The organism is Roseivirga sp. (assembly GCF_049099775.1).
Taxonomy (GTDB): Bacteria; Bacteroidota; Bacteroidia; order Cytophagales; family Cyclobacteriaceae; genus Roseivirga.
This window is the reverse complement of record NZ_JAGDZM010000013.1, coordinates 35,338-54,326: the sequence shown is the minus strand read 5'-3', so window position 1 is coordinate 54,326 and position 18,989 is coordinate 35,338. Positions and strand designations below refer to the sequence as shown.

General features: G+C 39.0%; 21 protein-coding genes. 10 read left to right on the top strand and 11 right to left on the bottom strand.

Annotated features, from left to right (window positions below; all coding sequences use genetic code 11):
* The first annotated feature begins 168 nt into the window (after positions 1–168).
* Positions 169–789, top strand: a complete 621-nt coding sequence (locus tag JXQ92_RS17425; RefSeq protein WP_421987924.1) for a deoxynucleoside kinase — start codon at positions 169–171, stop codon at positions 787–789.
* Between the two features lie 38 nt (positions 790–827).
* Here the strand turns inward: JXQ92_RS17425 and JXQ92_RS17420 are convergent, their stop codons facing one another.
* On the bottom strand, positions 828–1,301 hold the full coding sequence (locus tag JXQ92_RS17420) for a DUF2452 domain-containing protein (protein ID WP_421987923.1): 474 nt from the start codon (positions 1,299–1,301) through the stop codon (positions 828–830).
* A 35-nt stretch (positions 1,302–1,336) separates the two neighbouring features.
* On the bottom strand, positions 1,337–1,516 hold the full coding sequence (locus JXQ92_RS17415; protein WP_421987922.1) for a hypothetical protein: 180 nt from the start codon (positions 1,514–1,516) through the stop codon (positions 1,337–1,339).
* A 143-nt stretch (positions 1,517–1,659) separates the two neighbouring features.
* On the opposite strand from JXQ92_RS17415, the gene dinB reads away from it, so the two are divergent.
* Both dinB and JXQ92_RS17405 read left to right on the top strand, forming a co-directional pair.
* The gene (dinB, locus tag JXQ92_RS17410; protein WP_421987921.1) at positions 1,660–2,748 is read left to right on the top strand and encodes a DNA polymerase IV; all 1,089 of its coding nucleotides are present in this window, start codon (positions 1,660–1,662) and stop codon (positions 2,746–2,748) included.
* Between the two features lie 57 nt (positions 2,749–2,805).
* On the top strand, positions 2,806–3,273 hold the full coding sequence (locus tag JXQ92_RS17405) for a MaoC family dehydratase (protein WP_421987920.1): 468 nt from the start codon (positions 2,806–2,808) through the stop codon (positions 3,271–3,273).
* On the opposite strand, the gene JXQ92_RS17400 is transcribed toward JXQ92_RS17405, so the two are convergent.
* A complete protein-coding gene (locus JXQ92_RS17400) occupies positions 3,274–3,687 on the bottom strand; it encodes a DUF4442 domain-containing protein (protein ID WP_421987919.1) in 414 nt (137 codons plus the stop codon).
* A gap of 77 nt (positions 3,688–3,764) precedes the next feature.
* Between JXQ92_RS17400 and JXQ92_RS17395 the strand changes: the two genes are divergently transcribed.
* Positions 3,765–4,202, top strand: a complete 438-nt coding sequence (locus JXQ92_RS17395) for a peptidylprolyl isomerase (protein ID WP_421988154.1) — start codon at positions 3,765–3,767, stop codon at positions 4,200–4,202.
* Positions 4,203–4,255: 53 nt separating this feature from the next.
* Here the strand turns inward: JXQ92_RS17395 and JXQ92_RS17390 are convergent, their stop codons facing one another.
* Positions 4,256–5,272, bottom strand: coding sequence for a formimidoylglutamase (locus JXQ92_RS17390; protein WP_421987918.1), 1,017 nt, complete (start codon positions 5,270–5,272; stop codon positions 4,256–4,258).
* Positions 5,273–5,383: 111 nt separating this feature from the next.
* Here JXQ92_RS17390 and JXQ92_RS17385 point away from each other — a divergent pair, with 111 nt between their 5' ends.
* Positions 5,384–6,745: a sigma-54-dependent transcriptional regulator gene (locus JXQ92_RS17385; protein ID WP_421987917.1), complete on the top strand. Its 1,362-nt coding sequence runs from the start codon at positions 5,384–5,386 to the stop codon at positions 6,743–6,745.
* Here the strand turns inward: JXQ92_RS17385 and JXQ92_RS17380 are convergent.
* On the bottom strand, positions 6,740–7,132 hold the full coding sequence (locus tag JXQ92_RS17380; protein ID WP_421987916.1) for a response regulator: 393 nt from the start codon (positions 7,130–7,132) through the stop codon (positions 6,740–6,742). The two genes, JXQ92_RS17385 and JXQ92_RS17380, sit on opposite strands and share 6 nt — an antisense overlap.
* A gap of 210 nt (positions 7,133–7,342) precedes the next feature.
* Here JXQ92_RS17380 and JXQ92_RS17375 point away from each other — a divergent pair, with 210 nt between their 5' ends.
* From JXQ92_RS17375 to JXQ92_RS17360, 4 genes are all read left to right on the top strand, one after another.
* Positions 7,343–9,733 carry a prolyl oligopeptidase family serine peptidase gene (locus JXQ92_RS17375; protein ID WP_421987915.1) on the top strand — a complete coding sequence of 797 codons (2,391 nt, stop codon included), beginning with the start codon at positions 7,343–7,345 and terminating at the stop codon, positions 9,731–9,733.
* 24 nt (positions 9,734–9,757) lie between these two features.
* Positions 9,758–11,455 carry a gamma-glutamyltransferase gene (gene ggt, locus JXQ92_RS17370; protein WP_421987914.1) on the top strand — a complete coding sequence of 566 codons (1,698 nt, stop codon included), beginning with the start codon at positions 9,758–9,760 and terminating at the stop codon, positions 11,453–11,455.
* A 77-nt stretch (positions 11,456–11,532) separates the two neighbouring features.
* Positions 11,533–12,558 (top strand): hypothetical protein, encoded by a 1,026-nt coding sequence (locus JXQ92_RS17365; protein WP_421987913.1) that lies wholly within the window; start codon positions 11,533–11,535, stop codon positions 12,556–12,558.
* 26 nt (positions 12,559–12,584) lie between these two features.
* Positions 12,585–12,992, top strand: a complete 408-nt coding sequence (locus JXQ92_RS17360; protein ID WP_421987912.1) for an acyl-CoA thioesterase — start codon at positions 12,585–12,587, stop codon at positions 12,990–12,992.
* A gap of 4 nt (positions 12,993–12,996) precedes the next feature.
* Here JXQ92_RS17360 and JXQ92_RS17355 read toward each other — a convergent pair whose 3' ends face one another.
* The 6 genes from JXQ92_RS17355 to JXQ92_RS17330 all read right to left on the bottom strand — a co-directional run bounded on the left by JXQ92_RS17355 (position 12,997) and on the right by JXQ92_RS17330 (position 18,089).
* Positions 12,997–14,619 (bottom strand): OmpA family protein, encoded by a 1,623-nt coding sequence (locus JXQ92_RS17355; RefSeq protein WP_421987911.1) that lies wholly within the window; start codon positions 14,617–14,619, stop codon positions 12,997–12,999.
* A gap of 121 nt (positions 14,620–14,740) precedes the next feature.
* Positions 14,741–15,643 (bottom strand): histone deacetylase, encoded by a 903-nt coding sequence (locus tag JXQ92_RS17350; RefSeq protein ID WP_421988153.1) that lies wholly within the window; start codon positions 15,641–15,643, stop codon positions 14,741–14,743.
* 290 nt (positions 15,644–15,933) lie between these two features.
* Positions 15,934–16,485 carry a hypothetical protein gene (locus JXQ92_RS17345; RefSeq protein WP_421987910.1) on the bottom strand — a complete coding sequence of 184 codons (552 nt, stop codon included), beginning with the start codon at positions 16,483–16,485 and terminating at the stop codon, positions 15,934–15,936.
* A gap of 24 nt (positions 16,486–16,509) precedes the next feature.
* Entirely contained in the window at positions 16,510–17,031 is a 522-nt protein-coding gene (locus tag JXQ92_RS17340) for an acyl-CoA thioesterase (RefSeq protein ID WP_421987909.1), read from the bottom strand.
* Positions 17,031–17,543, bottom strand: a complete 513-nt coding sequence (locus JXQ92_RS17335; protein WP_421987908.1) for a DinB family protein — start codon at positions 17,541–17,543, stop codon at positions 17,031–17,033. The genes JXQ92_RS17340 and JXQ92_RS17335 overlap by 1 nt, the downstream gene beginning before the upstream one ends.
* A 33-nt stretch (positions 17,544–17,576) precedes the next feature.
* Entirely contained in the window at positions 17,577–18,089 is a 513-nt protein-coding gene (locus tag JXQ92_RS17330) for a gamma carbonic anhydrase family protein (protein ID WP_421987907.1), read from the bottom strand.
* Between the two features lie 136 nt (positions 18,090–18,225).
* Between JXQ92_RS17330 and JXQ92_RS17325 the strand changes: the two genes are divergently transcribed.
* Entirely contained in the window at positions 18,226–18,966 is a 741-nt protein-coding gene (locus JXQ92_RS17325) for a YceI family protein (protein WP_421987906.1), read from the top strand.
* Positions 18,967–18,989: the final 23 nt, after the last annotated feature.

Genomic DNA, 18,989 nt, shown 5'->3' with positions numbered 1-18,989 from the left:
CTTTAGGTTATTATTAGGAGAAATTAGATAACTAAATTGATCTCGATTCTTATCAAATCATATTTATTGGTGTTACCAAAAAAAGGTCTGTCTTGCAGATCTTTTTTTATTTAAATCCACGCCAAAGTCCCTCGACCTTGCATAACTTCGTAGTTCAAAGAAATTAGAATGCACGTAGCCATAGCGGGAAACATAGGATCAGGTAAAACAACTTTTGCAAAGAAATTGGGCAAACAATTCAATTGGGATGTTCAGTTAGAATCTGTCGAGGACAACCCTTACTTAAAGGATTTTTATGAGGACATGAAGCGTTGGTCATTCCATTTGCAAGTATACTTCTTGAACAGCCGGTTCAATCAAGTGGCTCAAATAAGAAACTCCAATGGGAATGGTACCATTCAGGACAGAACCATTTATGAAGACTGCTATATTTTTGCCGCCAACCTTTACAAGTCAGGGTTTATCGCTGAGCGAGACTACAATAACTATTTAGAGTTATTCAAGTCTATGATTAAGCATGTAAAAGCCCCCGATCTTTTGATTTATTTAAAAGCCGATATTCCAAAATTGGTGGCCAACATCCAGAAGCGCGGTAGAGAATATGAGGAACTGATTAGAATAGAATACCTAAAAAACCTTAATGAGCACTACGAAGAATGGATTGCCAATTACAACCTGGGGAAGCTTTTGGTAATTGATGTGAATGATTTGGATTTTGTAGCCAATGTTGAAGACTATGCTTTCATGCTAGAAAAGGTGAATTATCAGATCAACGGCTTATTTCAATAAGCACGCATTCAAAACCTTATAAATACTGATCGATTCTTTTAGATAGTATCGTCACCTTTTTCAAGGATATCCCAAGTATGATCTGAAAGCAATTTTACGGTGGCAATAAAACGCTTAAATGGCTTTGATCTTCCCCATTCTTTTGGTCCAATCATGGATAGCGTATCTCCGCCATCCTCCATTTCATACAAATGATAGGTTTTACTAATTAAGGGCTGAAAGTTCATCTGGGCCTGATAAATTCTCTCCGAAACATCTATGCGATCTTGGATAGTCTTGGCCTGTTGTGCCAAAAGCTGCATCTGGTCATAGATTTGTTTCATATCCATTTCCGTCTGCTCATACATTGCAGAAACAGCTAAGCCTTTAATTTTACCCTTGTCTTCGGGCTTTATCATGGCTCCACCCACAGTGTGTGGAAAAGCGATAGTACCGGGGTTTGGAGTGGTCATATCCTCCATCCTTTCCATGTCAACTTCCTCTAGATTTACTTTCTTTCCTGCTTTTCCCACGAGTCTATCTTTGCATGTATAAAGTCAAAAACAAATCACTTTGTTTCCACATTAACCGAATCTTTTTCAACTTCTTCAGAGGGCGCTATTGATTCTTTGAGATATTTCTTCGAGCCAGGAAAAGAAGTTTTTCTAGAAATATCATAACCTACTATAATCGTAGCTAAAATGAAGAGAATAGCTACCACCACAAAAATCTTCTTTTTCTTATCCATACCACTCCTAATGATTTACGCAGAAAAACGTGTTATTACCCTAGTATTCCGTACATACTTAAACAACTATACAAATTCCTTTAAGTTTGAAAAACTAAGTTCCGTAATTAATACGAATTTCGATATCCTGAATTAAAAAATCCTTGAGTACCCAACGCAAAATAATTCATATTGATATGGATGCGTTTTACGCGTCAGTAGAACAGGCCGATAATCCCGAACTGAAGGGTAAACCTGTTGCCGTGGGTGGCAGCAAAGAAAGAGGTGTTGTTGCCGCCGCAAGTTACGAGGCTCGAAAATTTGGTGTAAGATCGGCCATGCCCTCTTCTTTGGCTTATCATAAATGCCCCAATATTGTATTTGTAAAACCACGATTCGATCGATATAAAGAAATCTCCAATCAGATACACGAGGTTTTTCAAACCTACACCGACCTTATAGAGCCCTTGTCTTTAGACGAGGCCTATTTAGATGTCACTCAAAATAAAAAGGGGATGGAATCTGCCACTATGATTGCCAAATCCATCAGAAACGACATAAAAGCCAAAACAGGACTAACGGCCTCAGCTGGAATCTCAACCAACAAATTCATTGCAAAAATTGCAAGCGACTACAATAAACCCGATGGCATTACGCTTGTTGGGCCTGAAAAGACAACGGTATTTTTAGAACAGCTGCCTATAGAAAAGTTCTTTGGTGTAGGCAAAGTAACTGCTGAAAAAATGAAAGCGCTTGGTATAAATACTGGTGCAGACTTAAAAAAGTGGGATAAAGAGACTTTAATTACTCATTTTGGCAAATCAGGAGGCTTTTATTACGAAATAGTAAGAGGCAACGACAACAGACCAGTAAACCCAAATAGGATTCGTAAATCATTGGGGGCTGAAAACACTTTCGATTACGACTTGATTGAAGTGGTCGATATGAAGCTGGCGCTTGAACCTATCGCTAAAACGGTACTGACACGCTTAGAAAAATCAAAAAAATTTGGAAAAACGCTTACCCTAAAAGTTAAATTCAAAGACTTTAGTCAAATCACAAGAAGCCAATCAGTTACGGAAGAAATTAGAACATTTGACCAACTGATAGAAATCACTTTTGGATTATTAGAGCAAATTGATTGGAATCTATTTCCATCAGGGGTTAGGTTATTAGGGATTACTTGTTCTAATTTTGGAGACAAGGATTTGAGCGTGATTAAGAAAGGTCATCAATTGACCATTAATTTTTAGCCATTTTCTTGATTAAAAATTATCTTAGAAGACTGTTGAACAGTAATTGTTGTAAGAATGGCAAAAGTAATTATCCATAGTCATGCTGAATTTGAGCAGTATATTGGTCAAGAACTCGGCGTTTCAGAATACTTGAAAATTGACCAAGAACGCATTGGTGCTTTCGCTGATGCAACAATTGATCATCAATGGATACATATTGATTCTGAAAGAGCAACCAAAGAAGGTGGCTTTGGCAGCACCATAGCGCACGGTTATCTCACCCTGTCTTTACTGCCTTATTTATGGGAACAAATTGCCGAGATCAACAATATTAAAATGATGATCAACTATGGCATTGAGAAGTTAAAATTCAATCAGCCAGTTAAGGTAAACCAAGAAGTAAGATTAAGGGTTAAACTAAGCTCTTTAGCTGATCTTAGAGGTATCACAAAATGCCAGCTTAACGTGAAGCTTGAAATCAAGGACAATCCGAAGCCGGCATTTACCGGAGAATTCATCTTCCTTTACCACTTCAAAAAGTAATTACTTTTTACGCACGTAGATCGTTTTCTCTAGTTCACAAACGACTTTACCCTCCTCATTAGTAATCTGAAGTGGAAGAACGTAGTCTTTTTTACCAACTGTTTCTACCTCTGACTTTATATTGGCGACGAGATCTTCCGTAATTTCAAATACACAAGTCACTTTACCCTTCTCTGCCCTTTTAAACTTTATCGAACTGGCCTTATCCCAAACGATATATTCCCTGCCGAGCTTTTGAAGTAATAGCAGCATATAGAAAGGATCGGACATAGACATAAGTGATCCACCAAAATGAGTGCCTACTAAATTCTTATTCCACCACCTCAGTTTCATTTCTATTTCAGCACGCAAAAAGTCGTCGCTGATATGTTTTACACGAATGCCTGCACCCACGTAAGGCGGATAAAAGTTCATTAGTTTAATCTTCTGTCGCTTAGAAAGTCTGAACATCTAGTGGAAAAGTTTACTTTTGCGTCAAATAACAGAAAAATATAATGACAGCAGAAATCCATACTGAAAAAGGCGTGATGAAAGTGGAGTTTTACGAAAACGACGCTCCAAACACGGTTAAAAATTTTGTCGACCTTTCTAAAAAAGGCTTTTACGATGGTTTGAACTTTCACAGAGTTCTTCCTGACTTTGTAATTCAAGGTGGCTGCCCTGATGGTATCGGTAGTGGTGGTCCTGGTTACTCAATCGACTGTGAACTAGATGGCGACAACCAATTTCACGACAGAGGCGTGCTTTCTATGGCACATGCAGGTAGAAATACTGGCGGGTCTCAGTTCTTTATTTGTCATAGCCGTAATAACACTGCGCACTTAGACAGAAACCACACTTGTTTTGGTAAAGTAGTCGACGGTGTTGATATTGTCGATGATATCAGACAAGGTGATAAGATTGAAAAGATCGTAATCAACGAAGATTAATCGAAAAAGAAGTAAGCATTAAAGGTCAGTCACTATGTGTCTGACCTTTTCTTTTATAAGCTAGATTTAGCGAAGTCCGTCACCAAATAACTTAATGCCTTACCTACAAATCCATTTTCAGCTGAATTGGATGGGGCCGCTTCTGGCAAGTGTAAGTAAGCAACATTCAATTGTGAAGCACATTCTCTGACATAAGCCCTTGCTTGTTCTAATGTGACACCTGATGGAGAAATGGCACTGCTTGGCATTGATTTTATCGCGTCCATATCAAGTTCAATACCTACAGGAGTCTCTTTATCATCTACAAAGGCTAATGCCTCTTTTAAAGCCACATCAAAGTTGGAAATATCCTCAAAAAATGAATAAGCGACATCTCTATCTTGATCCATAGCAGACAGGATGTTTTCGCTATTGTAAGATTGGTGAAGGCCAAAAGCAAAGTATCGATTTAAGAACCCTTCATTCTTGGCATAAGAGAACCCATTCCCACTATGCCTACCCTCTAAGCTTCTAAAGTCCGCATGGGCATCTAAATTAATGGCATTAATTCCTGCTGTTGTATTTAAGGCCTTGGCCACACCCTTTAAAAGTGGATAAGCATTATTATGCCCTCCCCCGATAACGATCGGAATCAATCCTGCCTTGATCACACTTGAAATTATCGGTGTAACGCGCTCATCAACAGCTTCGCATAGCTTACGTGCTTTTTGAGCGACTTCTGCAGGCGTTGAATTGAAAAGTGTCAACTCATCTCGTAGATCTTCTACATCAACCTGACCCAAAACGACAAATGAATCGCCAGATAAAAATCGGTTGCCTTGAACATTTAAAAAAGAAGTCAAGAATGCCGGCCAAGCTAATTCAGTGCCTTGGTTTCCTAAATTACCTCTAACTCCGATAGACTCTGGAATTCCTAGCAGACAAAATCGAGCACCATTTTCCTTCAGCGTATCCAATTCGTTAAGATCGCCATATGCCAGCGTATGGATATTTTCACCTAGCTTTTGTTCGCCCTTTCGTGTATTTACGAACTGTATTAAATCCTTAGAAGTGAGACTTTTCAAAGACATAGTTATTCTGTTGAGATGAAATTAAGAAAAATGCTTTTGAGGCTTCTCTAGAACTGCTTTTATTACGATTTAATAATTAATATCTTCACCCTACTTAATCAATTGTGATACATGGAATATATACCTGATCCGGTAAAAATATTTGTCGTAGAAGATGACCCCGTTTATTTAAAACTGGTACAGTATGTAGCTGAATTAAACCCAGATCATGTTGTAAAGACTTTCACCAATGGTAAAGATTGCATTGATCACCTCCATGAAAACCCGTCAATAATTACCCTCGATTATTCTCTCCCAGATACAACAGGTGAGCAGATTTTAAAAAAGATTAAAGCGTATAATCCTGACATTCATGTAATTGTCGTTTCTTCTCAAGAAAGCATCAATACAGCCGTAGAATTACTAAAATACGGTGCATACGATTATATCACTAAAGACAACGAAACCAAAGACCGGCTCCTCAATACACTTAATAATGCTAAAAAACAGGATTCTTTAAAGGAAGAAATATCTGTATTGAAAGAAGAGATTGGTCAGAAATATGAATTCGATAATAGTATAATTGGTGAAAGTGCTGCGATCCAGCGAATTTTCAAACTTCTCACTAAGGCGGTAAAAACTAACATCACCGTTTCTATTACTGGTGAAACAGGTACCGGAAAAGAGGTGGTTGCTAAATCGATTCACTATAATTCGGATAGGAAGAAAAAACCTTTCGTTGCAGTGAACATTGCTGCAATTCCTGAAAACTTAATTGAAAGCGAGCTTTTCGGTCATGAAAAAGGAGCATTTACAGGTGCCGTAGCACGTAGAAAAGGTAAGTTTGAAGAAGCTGATGGTGGCACCATCTTCCTAGACGAGATTGGTGAAATGGATATCAATTTACAAGCAAAACTACTCAGGGCTTTACAAGAGCGGGAAATCACCAGAATTGGTGGTAATGAAGTGGTGAAATTCGAAACACGAGTAATTGTTGCAACACATAGAAACCTTGCAGAAGAGGTAAAAGCCGGTAATTTTAGAGAAGATCTCTATTATAGACTCCTTGGGATTCCCGTTGAACTACCTCCCCTTAGAGAAAGAGATAAAGACACGCTTTTGATTGCTGAGCATTTCCTATCAAGCTTTTCTAAGGAGAATAAAATGAGCAAGGTTAAGCTCAGCAAAGAGGCACAGAACAAATTATTGAAATACTCTTTCCCAGGTAATGTGCGGGAATTAAAATCAGTGGTAGAATTGGCAGCCGTTATGTGCGATGATAATACCATCCTAGATGAAGACATTACCTTTAATTCATTACAAAAAGAAGGGCAATTTCTATTCGAAGAAATGACTTTGAGAGATTATACGTTCAAAATTATAAGACACTTCTTAAGTAAGTATGATAACAATGTCTTGAAAGTTGCCGATAAACTCGACATCGGAAAGTCTAGTATTTACAGATATATAAAAGAGATGGAAGAAGAGTTATAAAGTGACTTTTTCGGCAAGCAGCTGTTCTATACGCCAAAATAATATCTTGGGTTCAATAGGCTTCTTCAGAAACACCTTCACCCTGTCAGCAATCAATTTAAATTCTTTGGAACTTGTACTCAGGCTAGACATTACCATAACTGGAATTTTTCGATAACGAGGTTTAGATTCCATCAGCTTAATAAATTCCAGACCATTCATTATCGGCATTTCAATATCGGTAATAATCAAATCAGCTTTATTTCCAGCGTTTAACCACTTTTTTGCCTCCTTACCATTTCCTGCACAGTGCACATGGTAATACGGTTCAAGCAAATAGGTGAGCAACCTTCGCGTAGTCAATTCATCTTCAACAATTAATAAGCTATATCGGAAACCCCTGATCATTTTCTGATACACTGCTTAAAGTATACCAAACCTGATCTAAAGTTGGAAAGTGCCTTTTATGCACTTAAAGAAGGATAGGTATGATTGTTTTGTTTGGCTTAAGTCCCAAAGCCCAGAAGAAATTCCCAAATGGAGAAAAAACCATCCATACCAATTGCTGTTTAACTCCTTTCATTTTTAGTTATGTTTGAATAAACCATTTAGAAAATTATGCGCAAAATTCTCTTATCAATTTCAGCCATTATTTGGGTAACATTTTCTTACGCCCAAACAAAACCTTTGACAGATCTGACGGTCGAAGAAATAATGCAAGATCAAGCAAAATTTGTAGGTACCTCGCCATCAAATATAAGTTGGTCTAAAGACAGTAAAAACATCTTCTTTACATGGAGAAATAAGGATGAGGAATCTTCTAGCACTTTCAAAGTAGGTAAATCTGGAGGTACTTTCTCTAAAGATGACGACCGAAGCGAAGGCTGGCCTTCACGTTATGCTTATAACAAGACCAAATCAAAGATCATCTATGCAAAAGGCGGCGACATCTACATGATGGAGGTGAAAAACAAAAAAGAAACTCAGATTACAGGAACCAATGCCCGTGAATCTAGCCCCAACTTTCATAGTGATGATGTGATCACCTTCATTTCAGATAATAATCTCTTTTCTATCAACCTGAAAACAGGTTTGATGAAGCAGCTCACAAACTTTTCCATTGAAAGCAATAATAACAATGAAGCGCGCCCTCGTTTTTCAGGCAATAATTCTTCGGGCAATAAAGAACAAGACGCTTGGCTTCGTGACGATCAGATAGAAACTTCATCTATTTTAAAAGATCAACGCACAAGACCTAGAAATCGAAATAGATTTAGAGGAGCAAGTTTCAGCAGTCAAGTGCAAGCCGCTGGGGATAGAAGAAGTAGTATTAAACTTAAAAACATACAAAACATTCAATTATCTCCTGACGGAAACTATGTAACATTTAACGTTTTTCATACGGCTAAAAAACCGGCTAAAAACACGATTGTTCCCAACTATGTAACACAATCTGGTTACACTACAGATATTAGAGCACGAAGTAAAGTTGGTGGAGAACAGAGTTATAATGAAATAGGCATCTATAATGTGTCGGGCGATTCTTTATACATGCTTGATTCTGAGCAGTTACCAGGTATCACGGACTTACCGGATTACGTTAAAGATTACCCTGATAGAGAGTTTGAGAAGAAACCACGAAAAGTAAGCGCAGGCCGTAGAGTAGTTTGGTCTGAAGATGGCAAATATGCTGTAGTGACTTTTTCTTCTCACGATCATAAGGATCGCTGGGTTATGAGACTTCTACCAGAATCTGGTGATTTAGAAACTGTTGATAGACAGCGTGACGAAGCATGGATTGGGCGCTTAGGAGGACAAGTGCTTGGTTTTTTACCAAAAAGCGAAACTTTATACTTCCAATCAGAAAGCTCGGGATATGCCCATCTATACCTTTATGACTTCAAAACGGGTTCTAAAAAACAAATAACTGAAGGTAACTTCGAAGTTTACAGTCCTTTCATATCCAACGACGGCTCTAAATGGTATTTTACGGCAAATAAAAAACACCCTGGCATAAAACACTTCTATAGTATGCCGATAAAGGGTGGTAAAATGACTCAAATCACAAGTGTAGATGGTGACAATAGTGTAACGCTTTCGCCAGATGAAAAAACACTTGCCATAAGATACTCTTACATCGATAAGCCTTACGAACTCTTCGTACAACCCAATAAAGCAGGTGCAGATCGTGTACAAATTACCGAGAGTCAGCAAGATGGTTTTAAACAATACGATTGGCATGAAGCAGAAATAGTGACCTTCAAGGCTGAGGATGGAGCTAATGTTCATGCTAGGCTTTATAAACCAAAGAATCCGAATGGTGCAGGTGTCATCTTTGTACACGGTGCAGGTTACCTACAAAATGTTCATTACTGGTGGAGTAGTTATCAGAGAGAATATATGTTCAATAACATGTTAATGGCTCAAGGCTATACCGTACTCGACATTGACTATCGTGCGAGCGCAGGCTATGGCCGAGATTGGAGAACAGGTATATACAGACACATGGGTGGAAAAGACCTTTCCGATCAAATTGATGGTGCTAGATACCTTATGAAAGAGCATAATGTGGAGGCAGGACGAATTGGTATGTATGGAGGTTCTTATGGCGGATTTATCACGCTCTTTGCCATGTTCCAACACCCAGACATCATCAATTCAGGAGCTGCATTAAGGTCGGTAACGGATTGGGCGCATTATAACCATGGCTATACTTCTAACATTCTAAATACGCCGGTAGAAGACCCAATCGCTTATAAACGAAGCTCCCCTATTTACTTTGCCGAAGGCCTAGAAGGTAACCTATTAATTGCACACGGTATGGTCGATACAAATGTTCATTTCCAGGACGTAGTTCGTCTAGCGCAAAAATTAATCGAGCTCGGCAAAGACAATTGGGAAATGGCGCTTTATCCCGTAGAAAACCATGGTTTTACAACACCTTCCAGTTGGACAGACGAATACAAAAGGATTTACAAACTATTCGAAACTACCATCGGACAGAAATAAGCTATAATTAAAGCAGATACCCCCATGAAAAAGTTATTCACTTTGTTGATTACCATCTCACTTTTCGCTTGTGAGCAACCAGTAGAAATCTCTTTAGAAAACAGAGGTTTAATTACAGATAAAGCCATGGTGGTATCTGCTCATCCGCTTGCTTCAGAGGTAGGCAAGCAAATAATGGAACAAGGCGGTAACGCCATTGATGCGGCGATTGCCACACAATTCGCATTGGCAGTTGTTTACCCTGGCGCCGGAAATATTGGCGGCGGCGGCTTTATGATAAGTCGTATGGCCAATGGCGACATTGATGCGCTAGATTACAGAGAAAGAGCGCCAATGGCTGGTGGCAGAGATATGTATCTCGATGAAAACGGAGAGGTAATTCCAAGAGCCAGCACCAGAGGACATCTTGCTGCTGGAGTTCCCGGAACTGTTGCAGGATTAGAAGCTGCTCACAAAAAATACGGCAAACTAGACTGGGCTGCCTTGGTACAGCCTGCTATTGACCTAGCCGCTAATGGCTGGGCTCTGACGGAAAGGGAAGCCAGAGGATTAAATGCCAACCGTAGGGCGTTTTTAGAATACAATACAGTAAGGCCATACTTTTTTCTGTCTGAAAATGGAAATTGGAAAGCGGGTGATACGGTAAGCATAACTGAGCTAGCAGCTACTTTAACCCTAATTAAAGAAAAAGGACGTGATGGCTTCTATAAAGGAGAAACCGCGAGGCTCATTGTAGAAGAAATGGAACGCGGCAATGGCATGATTTCTTCCGAAGACTTAGCTCAATACGAAGCTGTTTGGAGAACTCCCGTAACGGGTGAATACAGAGGGTATGAATTTATTTCTATGCCCCCACCCTCTAGTGGCGGTATCGCTTTAGCACAACTTTTCAATGCGGTTGAACCATTCAAGCTATCTGAAATGGGTTTTCATAGTCAGGAGGCGATCCACTTGATTGTGGAAGCGGAAAGACGAGCATACGCAGACCGTGCTCAACACCTCGGCGACCCTGATTTTGTGGATGTACCTCAACAAGGTTTGATTGAAAAATCATACTCAAATGATAGAATGGGCAATTTCAATAGCGAAAAGGCCACACTAAGTAGCGAAGTAAGCGCAGGTGCTCCAGCCCCCAATGAAAGTAAAGAAACGACTCACCTATCCGTAGTGGACCAATGGGGAAACGCCGTTTCCGTTACAACAACACTGAACGGTGGAATGGGAAGTAAAGTCTTTGTTGGCGGTGCTGGTTTCCTTTTAAATAATGAAATGGATGACTTTAGTGTAAAGCCTGGCGTACCGAATAGTTATGGTCTTGTAGGAGGAGAAGCAAATGCCATTTTACCAGGAAAAAGAATGTTAAGCTCAATGACTCCGACAATCGTCACAAAAGACGGTGAGTTATTTATGGTTGTAGGCACTCCGGGTGGTTCAACTATTATTACATCTGTCTTTCAGACGATAATTAATGTGATTGATTTTGACATGACCATGCAGCAAGCGGTCGAATCACCAAGATTCCATCATCAGTGGCTACCCGATGTAATTCAATTAGAAGCTAAAGCCCTTGATAGTATTAAAATGCAGTCTCTTATGAACATGGGCCATCAGCTGAGAAAAGTAGGCACTATTGGCCGAGTTGATGCCGTATTAGTACTAGCCAACGGCCAATTAGAAGGTGGCGCTGACCCTCGAGGTGATGATACCGCTATGGGTTATTAATCAACATTCCTTTTATTTCTAATCAGAAGATTAATAATGAACTCACAGATAGCGCATGATTTTGCTTATTTTAGAGCATGCGCTGTCTCATCGGCATCATACTACTTTCATCTTTAAACCTTCTTAATGCCCAAAGTAGGTTACCTAGTTTTCATTCCGAACTGATTGAGACATTAGAAATAGATACCCTATTGCAGAACTCCCCTTCTGAATACTTTGTACAGAAATACGAATACGATAAATCCTCAGGCACATTGGTAGCAGATAATGTCGTATTACATTATTTCTTTAAAGACGACGTACTTGATCATATAGATTTTATCAAAAATAAAGATATTCTGAAATCAAACCGCTATGATAAATATGGACGAATTGTGCGTCAAGAGCGTTTCGAGTACAAAGAAAAAATCAAAAAACTGGACTACACTTACGATGATGAACAGAAACTAGCCATAGAAACTGTATACCGTCTTGGCGATCGCATTCACTCCCAAATTGTGATTAAGTACAACGACAAGTTTCAAGTCACCTCCAAAGAAGAATATCGTGGTAAAGATCAACTGACCAAGTTTTGGCTGTATAAATACAATGATTCTTATGACCTGATTTCCGATCGATATTACGATGCAGCGGGTCAATCGAGAAAAGAAGGCAGTAACAAGTATACACCCCTAGATTCCACTTATTTCAAACATTCCTATGATTTTCAAAACAGAAAAACCAAGACGCTAAAGTATCATGAAAACCATTTGGCATCAGAAACTACCTTCTCCTATTTTCCTGATTCTACTGTTCAAAAAGAGACTTTCTTCAATCTAAATGGACTATCTAATGAGCAACATGTAACCATTGAGCATGACTCATTGAAATTGGTTGTTAGAGGCTTTTTCTTTAATGGAGACACTACCAAAGTGCGCTCTAGGTTCAAAGAAGTCTTTTTATATAACGACCTAGTAGAATATGAAAAAAGAACTTCAAGCGGCACCTATGTCGATCGATTCAAAACCTATTATGAATATGATGAAATTGGTAACTGGATTAAGAAAACTACTTATTCAAATGGACTAGTAATCAAAAAAGAAGAACGTACGATTATATACTAGCCTGAATCAAATTCAATAAAACACTTATGGCCGAACCCCAGATTTTTGAACAAAGACTTGTCGTTTTACAAGAACATTTAGACGATCTAAACCATGTGAACAATGTTCAATATTTACAGTGGGTTCAAGATATAGCTAAAGGTCATTGGGAAAAAGCCGCCAAAAAGGAATGGTTAGTAGATTTTGTTTGGGTGGTTTTAAACCACTTTATAGAGTATAAGAAACCAGCTTTACTGGGCGATAAGTTATTGATACAAACTCACGTTAATGAGTTTAAGGGACCAAAATCTAATCGTTTTGTAAGGATTACGAATGAAGATACTAATGAACTAGTCGTTCAAGCGAGTACGTGGTGGTGCATGCTAGATGCGAAGTCGTTTCGCCCGGCAAGAATCACCGCAAGCATGCTCGATCACTATGAAAATCCGGATTGAGTAATTACTTAATAATTACAAACTCAACGCGTCGATTGACCTCCCTAGCAGCCACTGAATTCGTATTATTTAAAGGTCTCTCTCCACCATAGCCTATGAACTCAATTCGACTACCTGAAATTCCCTTTGAGATCATATAATCTCTTACCGTTTTCACCCTTTCTTCAGAGAGATCTTTCGATAGTTTAGCATCACCGCGGTTATCTGTATGACCTTCCAAGCGTATGGCCATACCAGGGTTTGCATTCATTAGACCTATTAGCTCATCAATCTGTTTTTGTGCGGTTTCTTCATCTGCAAATTCGGCGCTTGCTCGTCTAAAAAGCACATTCTCAATTTTCACCTTTGTACCTACTTCTTCAGCAACAAGAAAGAGCTCTTGAATACCAGCAGTACCTTTATTTACAGTGAACTGTCTTTCAAAATTCAAGAAACCAGGTGCTTGCACAGTTATATTTACTTCAGTACCCGGTTTAAAGCTTACTTTGAGTACTCTTTTCTGCCCGACAGCAGTATATTCATCAGCTGCTACTCTTCGAGTCGCTCCACCATATGCCAATGTCACTTCGCCATCAATATCATTTAAGCTGCGTTGATCCATGACCATAAATACTATATCAATATTCGGGACTGGTACGCGAACCGTATCAATCAATGTGGCTGGTTCAGGTTGTGGAGTAGGCTCATCCACTACAGGCACTTCTATAATGGTTGGCTCTTCCTTGTCAATAGGAAAACCAAATAAGTCACCAAAGCCCTCACTATTTTGAGTTGAAGAAAAATAAGCCATAGTTCCACTGAAAGGAATGCTATAACCTTGCTCCACTCCTTTAGTATTGATAGCATTTCCCAAATTCTTAGGCGTCGACCATGACTCCCAAGAATTACCCTGTTTTTCGCTTACAAAAATATCTCTGCTACCGAAGCCCTCATGACCGTTCGAAGTAAAATATAAGGTCTTATTATCCGAGCCTAAATACGGGGTCCATTCCTCAGCAAAAGTATTAATAGACGTCCCTAAAGTCTTTGGCTGACTCCAGTCATTATTCTCACCTTTTAAGGAATAGTACAGATCCTCATTCCCTTCAGTATTGTATGAAATAATCGACATAATCAACACTTTCTCATCCCTTGATATAGTGGCGCTGATGTGAGATGAAGTGTTTGAGAAAAACTTTATAGGTAACAATTCAGGCTTCAGCCAATCGCCTCCACTCATTTGAGCAACTGAAATTCCATTCTTCAATTTACTACCCGCTCTAGCTTCACTATCGAAATAATTCAATGTATACATCCTATTACCATCGGCACTAAAACCAACAACACCGTTCAAACCAGGATGATTTAATACAGACCCCGCATGAATTGGTCTAGACCATCCATTGCCAGACTTTTCAGCATACCAGATGTCTCCTTGATCCAAAACTCCGCCAATATTTGCTGGGTGCCCTGCACGCGTAAAATAGAGTCTCTGTCCATCAGGACTAAGCATTGGAGAATGCTCGTCATAAGAAGAATTAAGGCTATCCAGTACCACGTGAGATGTTTCTTGGGCAAATGTCGTTGATATGGAGAGCAATAAGAAAGTACTGATAGACAGTACCATTCTAATAATTTGAAATTTCATCAGGTTACTTTTGTTCACTAGTAATATCGCTTTCAAGGCTTAACACCATGATTTGAAAAAATACCGTGCAAGATAATTAAAATGATTGACTAAGCTGAGTGATAAAATCGAAGTGACGTTATCAAAAGAAGATTTCTTGGGCTAAACGATAAGTATTTGCATGTGACTCAACGATATGAGCAATTCGCTCTGAATACCCACCTCCCATACTAACGGCCACTGGGACATCGTTTTGCTTACACAATTCAAGTACTTTCCGATCACGTGCCTTGCAACCTTCAATTGTCATCCCTAACCTCCCTAGTTTATCTGTTGCCAATACATCTACACCAGATTGAAAAAAGATAAAGTCCGGTTCAACATGAGCAAATACTCCCTTCAAATGTTTATCAAGTAAATTTAGATAGGTATTGTCATCAGTACCATCGGCAAGGCCGATGTCTAAATCAGAGGTTTCTTTATGCATAGGATAATTCGAGGCACCGTGCATACTAAACGTAAAAACACGGTTTTCCTTAGAAAATATTTCAGCAGTTCCGTTTCCTTGATGAACATCCAAATCAACTACCAATACTTTTTGCGCCAGTCCATTATCTAGAAGGTGGTTTGCTGCAATGGCAATATCATTTAAAAGGCAAAACCCTTCTCCCCGATCTGTAAAAGCATGATGTGTACCGCCGGCAATATTGAAACTAACCTCGTGATCAAGCGCAAATTTGGCAGATTGAACTGTGCCATTCATGATAATGATTTCCCTATTTACAAGCGCTTCAGACAAGGGAAATCCCGTTTTCCTCTCCTCTTGTCGTGTGAGTCTTTGCTGCTTTAGTTTAGTCCAATACCCCTGATCATGAGTTCGTATAATTTCGGATTCCGGGAGTGGTGTTGGTTCAAAAAAATTATCGGATGATATGGTGCCTTCATAAAGCAGCTGCTCGGGAAGCAGGTTGTATTTTTCCATTGGGAACCGATGTTTGTCGGGCAATGAGTGTGCATAAATTTCAGACCAAGCAATCTTGAGCATAGCGGCTTTTATACTAAAAGCCAAAACTGATCAAGTTGTTTTCATTTTGCAATCTCTTTGTTCATATAATTTGGCAGCTGCGGTGGTTATTAGGCATATCCTGTACATTTACCGATTAGTAAGGTCAGCCAATAGTATAGCTGATGTTTTCTGTACATAAGCGCCGAAAATAATAGTAAAGAGAATGGTCAGCAGGAGCATGATGGCTTCTTTACTGAGGGCCTAATACAAAAAGCCATGCTAAGGCATTAGCACGGCTTTTTAATTCATTAATTAGGCAATTAAGCTTTTCAGTCCTCGTCGTGGTCAAACTGAAATGAATAAAGGGTCTCGTCAAGTTTGACTGTACCTGCGTTAAAGTCTTTGATGAATTTCTCAATACTTTCTTGTGTTACCTTTTCAAGGTTCAAGCCTACATCTAAGCCAATACCAAAGTCGATATGCTCATCAACGTCAATATGCTCGCTAACCTTAATGGCGTCTTCTTCTTCAAGTTCATCCATTACTTCGGTTAGGTATAAGCCAATTTCTTCCTCTAAATCATCAAGCGGCTCGATGTCTCCGTTTTCGTCTTCTTCGTAAGAAATCTTCTTAAATTCAGGGAATTTTTGAGCCACTTTGTGCTCGGCCATTTCGTGAATCTCACTACTGTGTTGTAGTCTCAGCGTGTAGAGTGCTGCATCGTAAATCACTTCTTTTCCCTCGTGTTTGCCAATGAAGTAAAAATTCATGAAATCGTCTGAATTATCTTCTGATTCTATAACTACATAAGACTGATCTGATCCTATTTCGGCTTTCATTTTCTGAATCTCGGCCGGGTCAAATCCACTATTTGTTTCCATAATACTCGTGTTAAGCTGTTCAGTTTAAACGTTAATTTGAACTTCTTTTTTCAATCTATCAACTCTTTCATTAAATAAGGTTGGATCGTAGTCCGCACCCGTGTAAAGCATAGCATTCAAATAGGCCTTCACCTCGTCAGAATGACTTGTTGTTCTACTGGTATTCATACCGACATATTTCAAAGTACTCCACATCACTGTTTTCAAATGACTCTTATACTCATCCAGCATTAGGTATTCTACTACTATAGTATTTTCATCAAACCAAATCAGTCGAGTTACAATTTTTACCCACTCACCAAGGTTAGCTGGTTTTAAGTAAGCAATGTGGTGATTATAAACCACCCAATAAGCTTCTTGCGACCTAATTAAATCTGAAATTTCAACACCATACAAGCCCGGAACTTGGTCTTCTCTTGCATTGAAAAAATAGTCGAAGTATTTAGCATTGTTCAAGTGCTTTAAAGGGTCGCAGTCTTGAAACCTGATGACGACTCTAGATTCTGTCTCTTTGGCGTATTCTCTATGCGGATCTACGATAAACATTATAAATATTTTTCTTGAATTACCTTTACATGATGTGCTGAATGACCCGCCGTAAGGGCCGCTAAGGCACGTACTGATACTTTTGAACCACTGGCCTCTCCTATTTTCAAACCATCGGCTTCGGTCATATGATCGAATAATAGAATTGATGCTTTTCTTAATGCCACAAACTCTTCGACTAACGAAGCTAAAGTTCTGGAAGTAGCGCCACTATTTTCTTGATAAACATCTTGATCCATTCCTGGAAGAGATTGAGTTTCACCTCTCGCAATACACATTGCTCGGTAGGTGAAAATTCTCTCTATATCATTAATATGATTCAAAACCTCTTTAACCGACCATTTGCCTGCTGCATATCGATAGTCGCCCTGTTCCTCTGATAGACCATTAAAAAATGCTTCCGTTGATCTCAGTTCCTCTTTTAGAATAGGCACTATTTCGTCGGAAGTTAGTCGATCAATGTAAGGCTGATAGAATGGATTATACTCGTTGGAATTAGGTTTACTGATCATCTGATTAAGTTATGAAATTTGACCGAAAATGAGTTAGTCAGTTATCCAAGTGGCATACATTTTATAATGCTCAGGTGTCTTGTCGATCACTTGTTTCAGTTTTTCGTCAATTGTCTTAATTCTTTTTGCTGGAGTGCCCGCATACAGAGAATTCTCCTCTACTACGGTATTGGCCAATACAACTGAACCGGCGGCAATTAGAGAGCCTTTTTTAATGGTAACATTATCTAGCACAATGGCTCCCATGCCAACAAGTACATTATCTTCGATAATCGCACCGTGAACTATGGCATTATGGCCAATTGATACATTATTGCCTAAGACGGTTTTCGACATATTAAGGGTTCCATGAATAACTGCCCCATCTTGAATGTTGCAATTTTCGCCCATTTCTATGGAGCACACATCGCCTCGAACTACCGCATTGTACCATAGACTACAATTTTCAGCCATTTTAACATCACCAATCACCGTAGAATTTTCAGCTAACCAACAGGTACTATCAATTTGAGGCTCGATGCCTTTTACTTTTTTAATTATCGCCATTTTAAATTTATATGTACATACATGAACTTTTTTACCGTTGGTATAGTTTCTATGCTGCAACCAAACAAAAGATACGTTCAAACGTTCTGTGATTGCACAACTAAAGAAACGACAAAAAATCAAATAATTGACTAAAATGAAAAATTACAAATTAACATTCGCACTTGCTGTTTTATTAAGCACCGCATGGGCATGTGGCCCTAAAGGAGGCACAGTAGAAACTTCTGAAGCTCAAGAAGTTGCTTCATCTGAAAGTGCAGTTACTTTAGCTGTAAACACTGAAAATTCTCAAGTAACATGGATTGGAAGTAAAACAGGTGGTAGACATAATGGTACAATTGGCATCTCTTCTGGTGAGATCAGTGTAAAAGGCGATGAATTAGTAGCTGGATCGATCGTAATTGATATCAATTCTATTGTAAACCTAGATATGGCTGGTAAAGGCGGTGCTGCTAAACTCGAAGGTCACTTAAAATCACCTGAGTTTTTTGACGCTGAAAATTTCCCAGAAGCAAAATTTGAAGTAACTGCTGTTAGTGCTTTTAGTGCGGCATCTTTAGATGCTGACAAAGATGAATATCAGTCTGATAATACACCGGCGAAACTCAGCGAAATATTAGTTGAAAACCCTACGCATTTCATTTCCGGTAACTTGATTATTAGAGGAACGAGCTTAAACATTACAATTCCTGCCCACGTAGAATTGTCTGATAATGGATTAAAAGCTCAAGCAAAATTCAATATCGACAGATCTCTTTGGGGAATTAAATACCAAGATGAGTCTTCAGTTGCTGATAAAGCAAAAGACAGGTTCGTATACAATACAGTGACTATCGGCTTCGATATTGAGGCCTCGACTAGCTCGAGCATGGAATAACATATTCGAACACAAAGCATTAA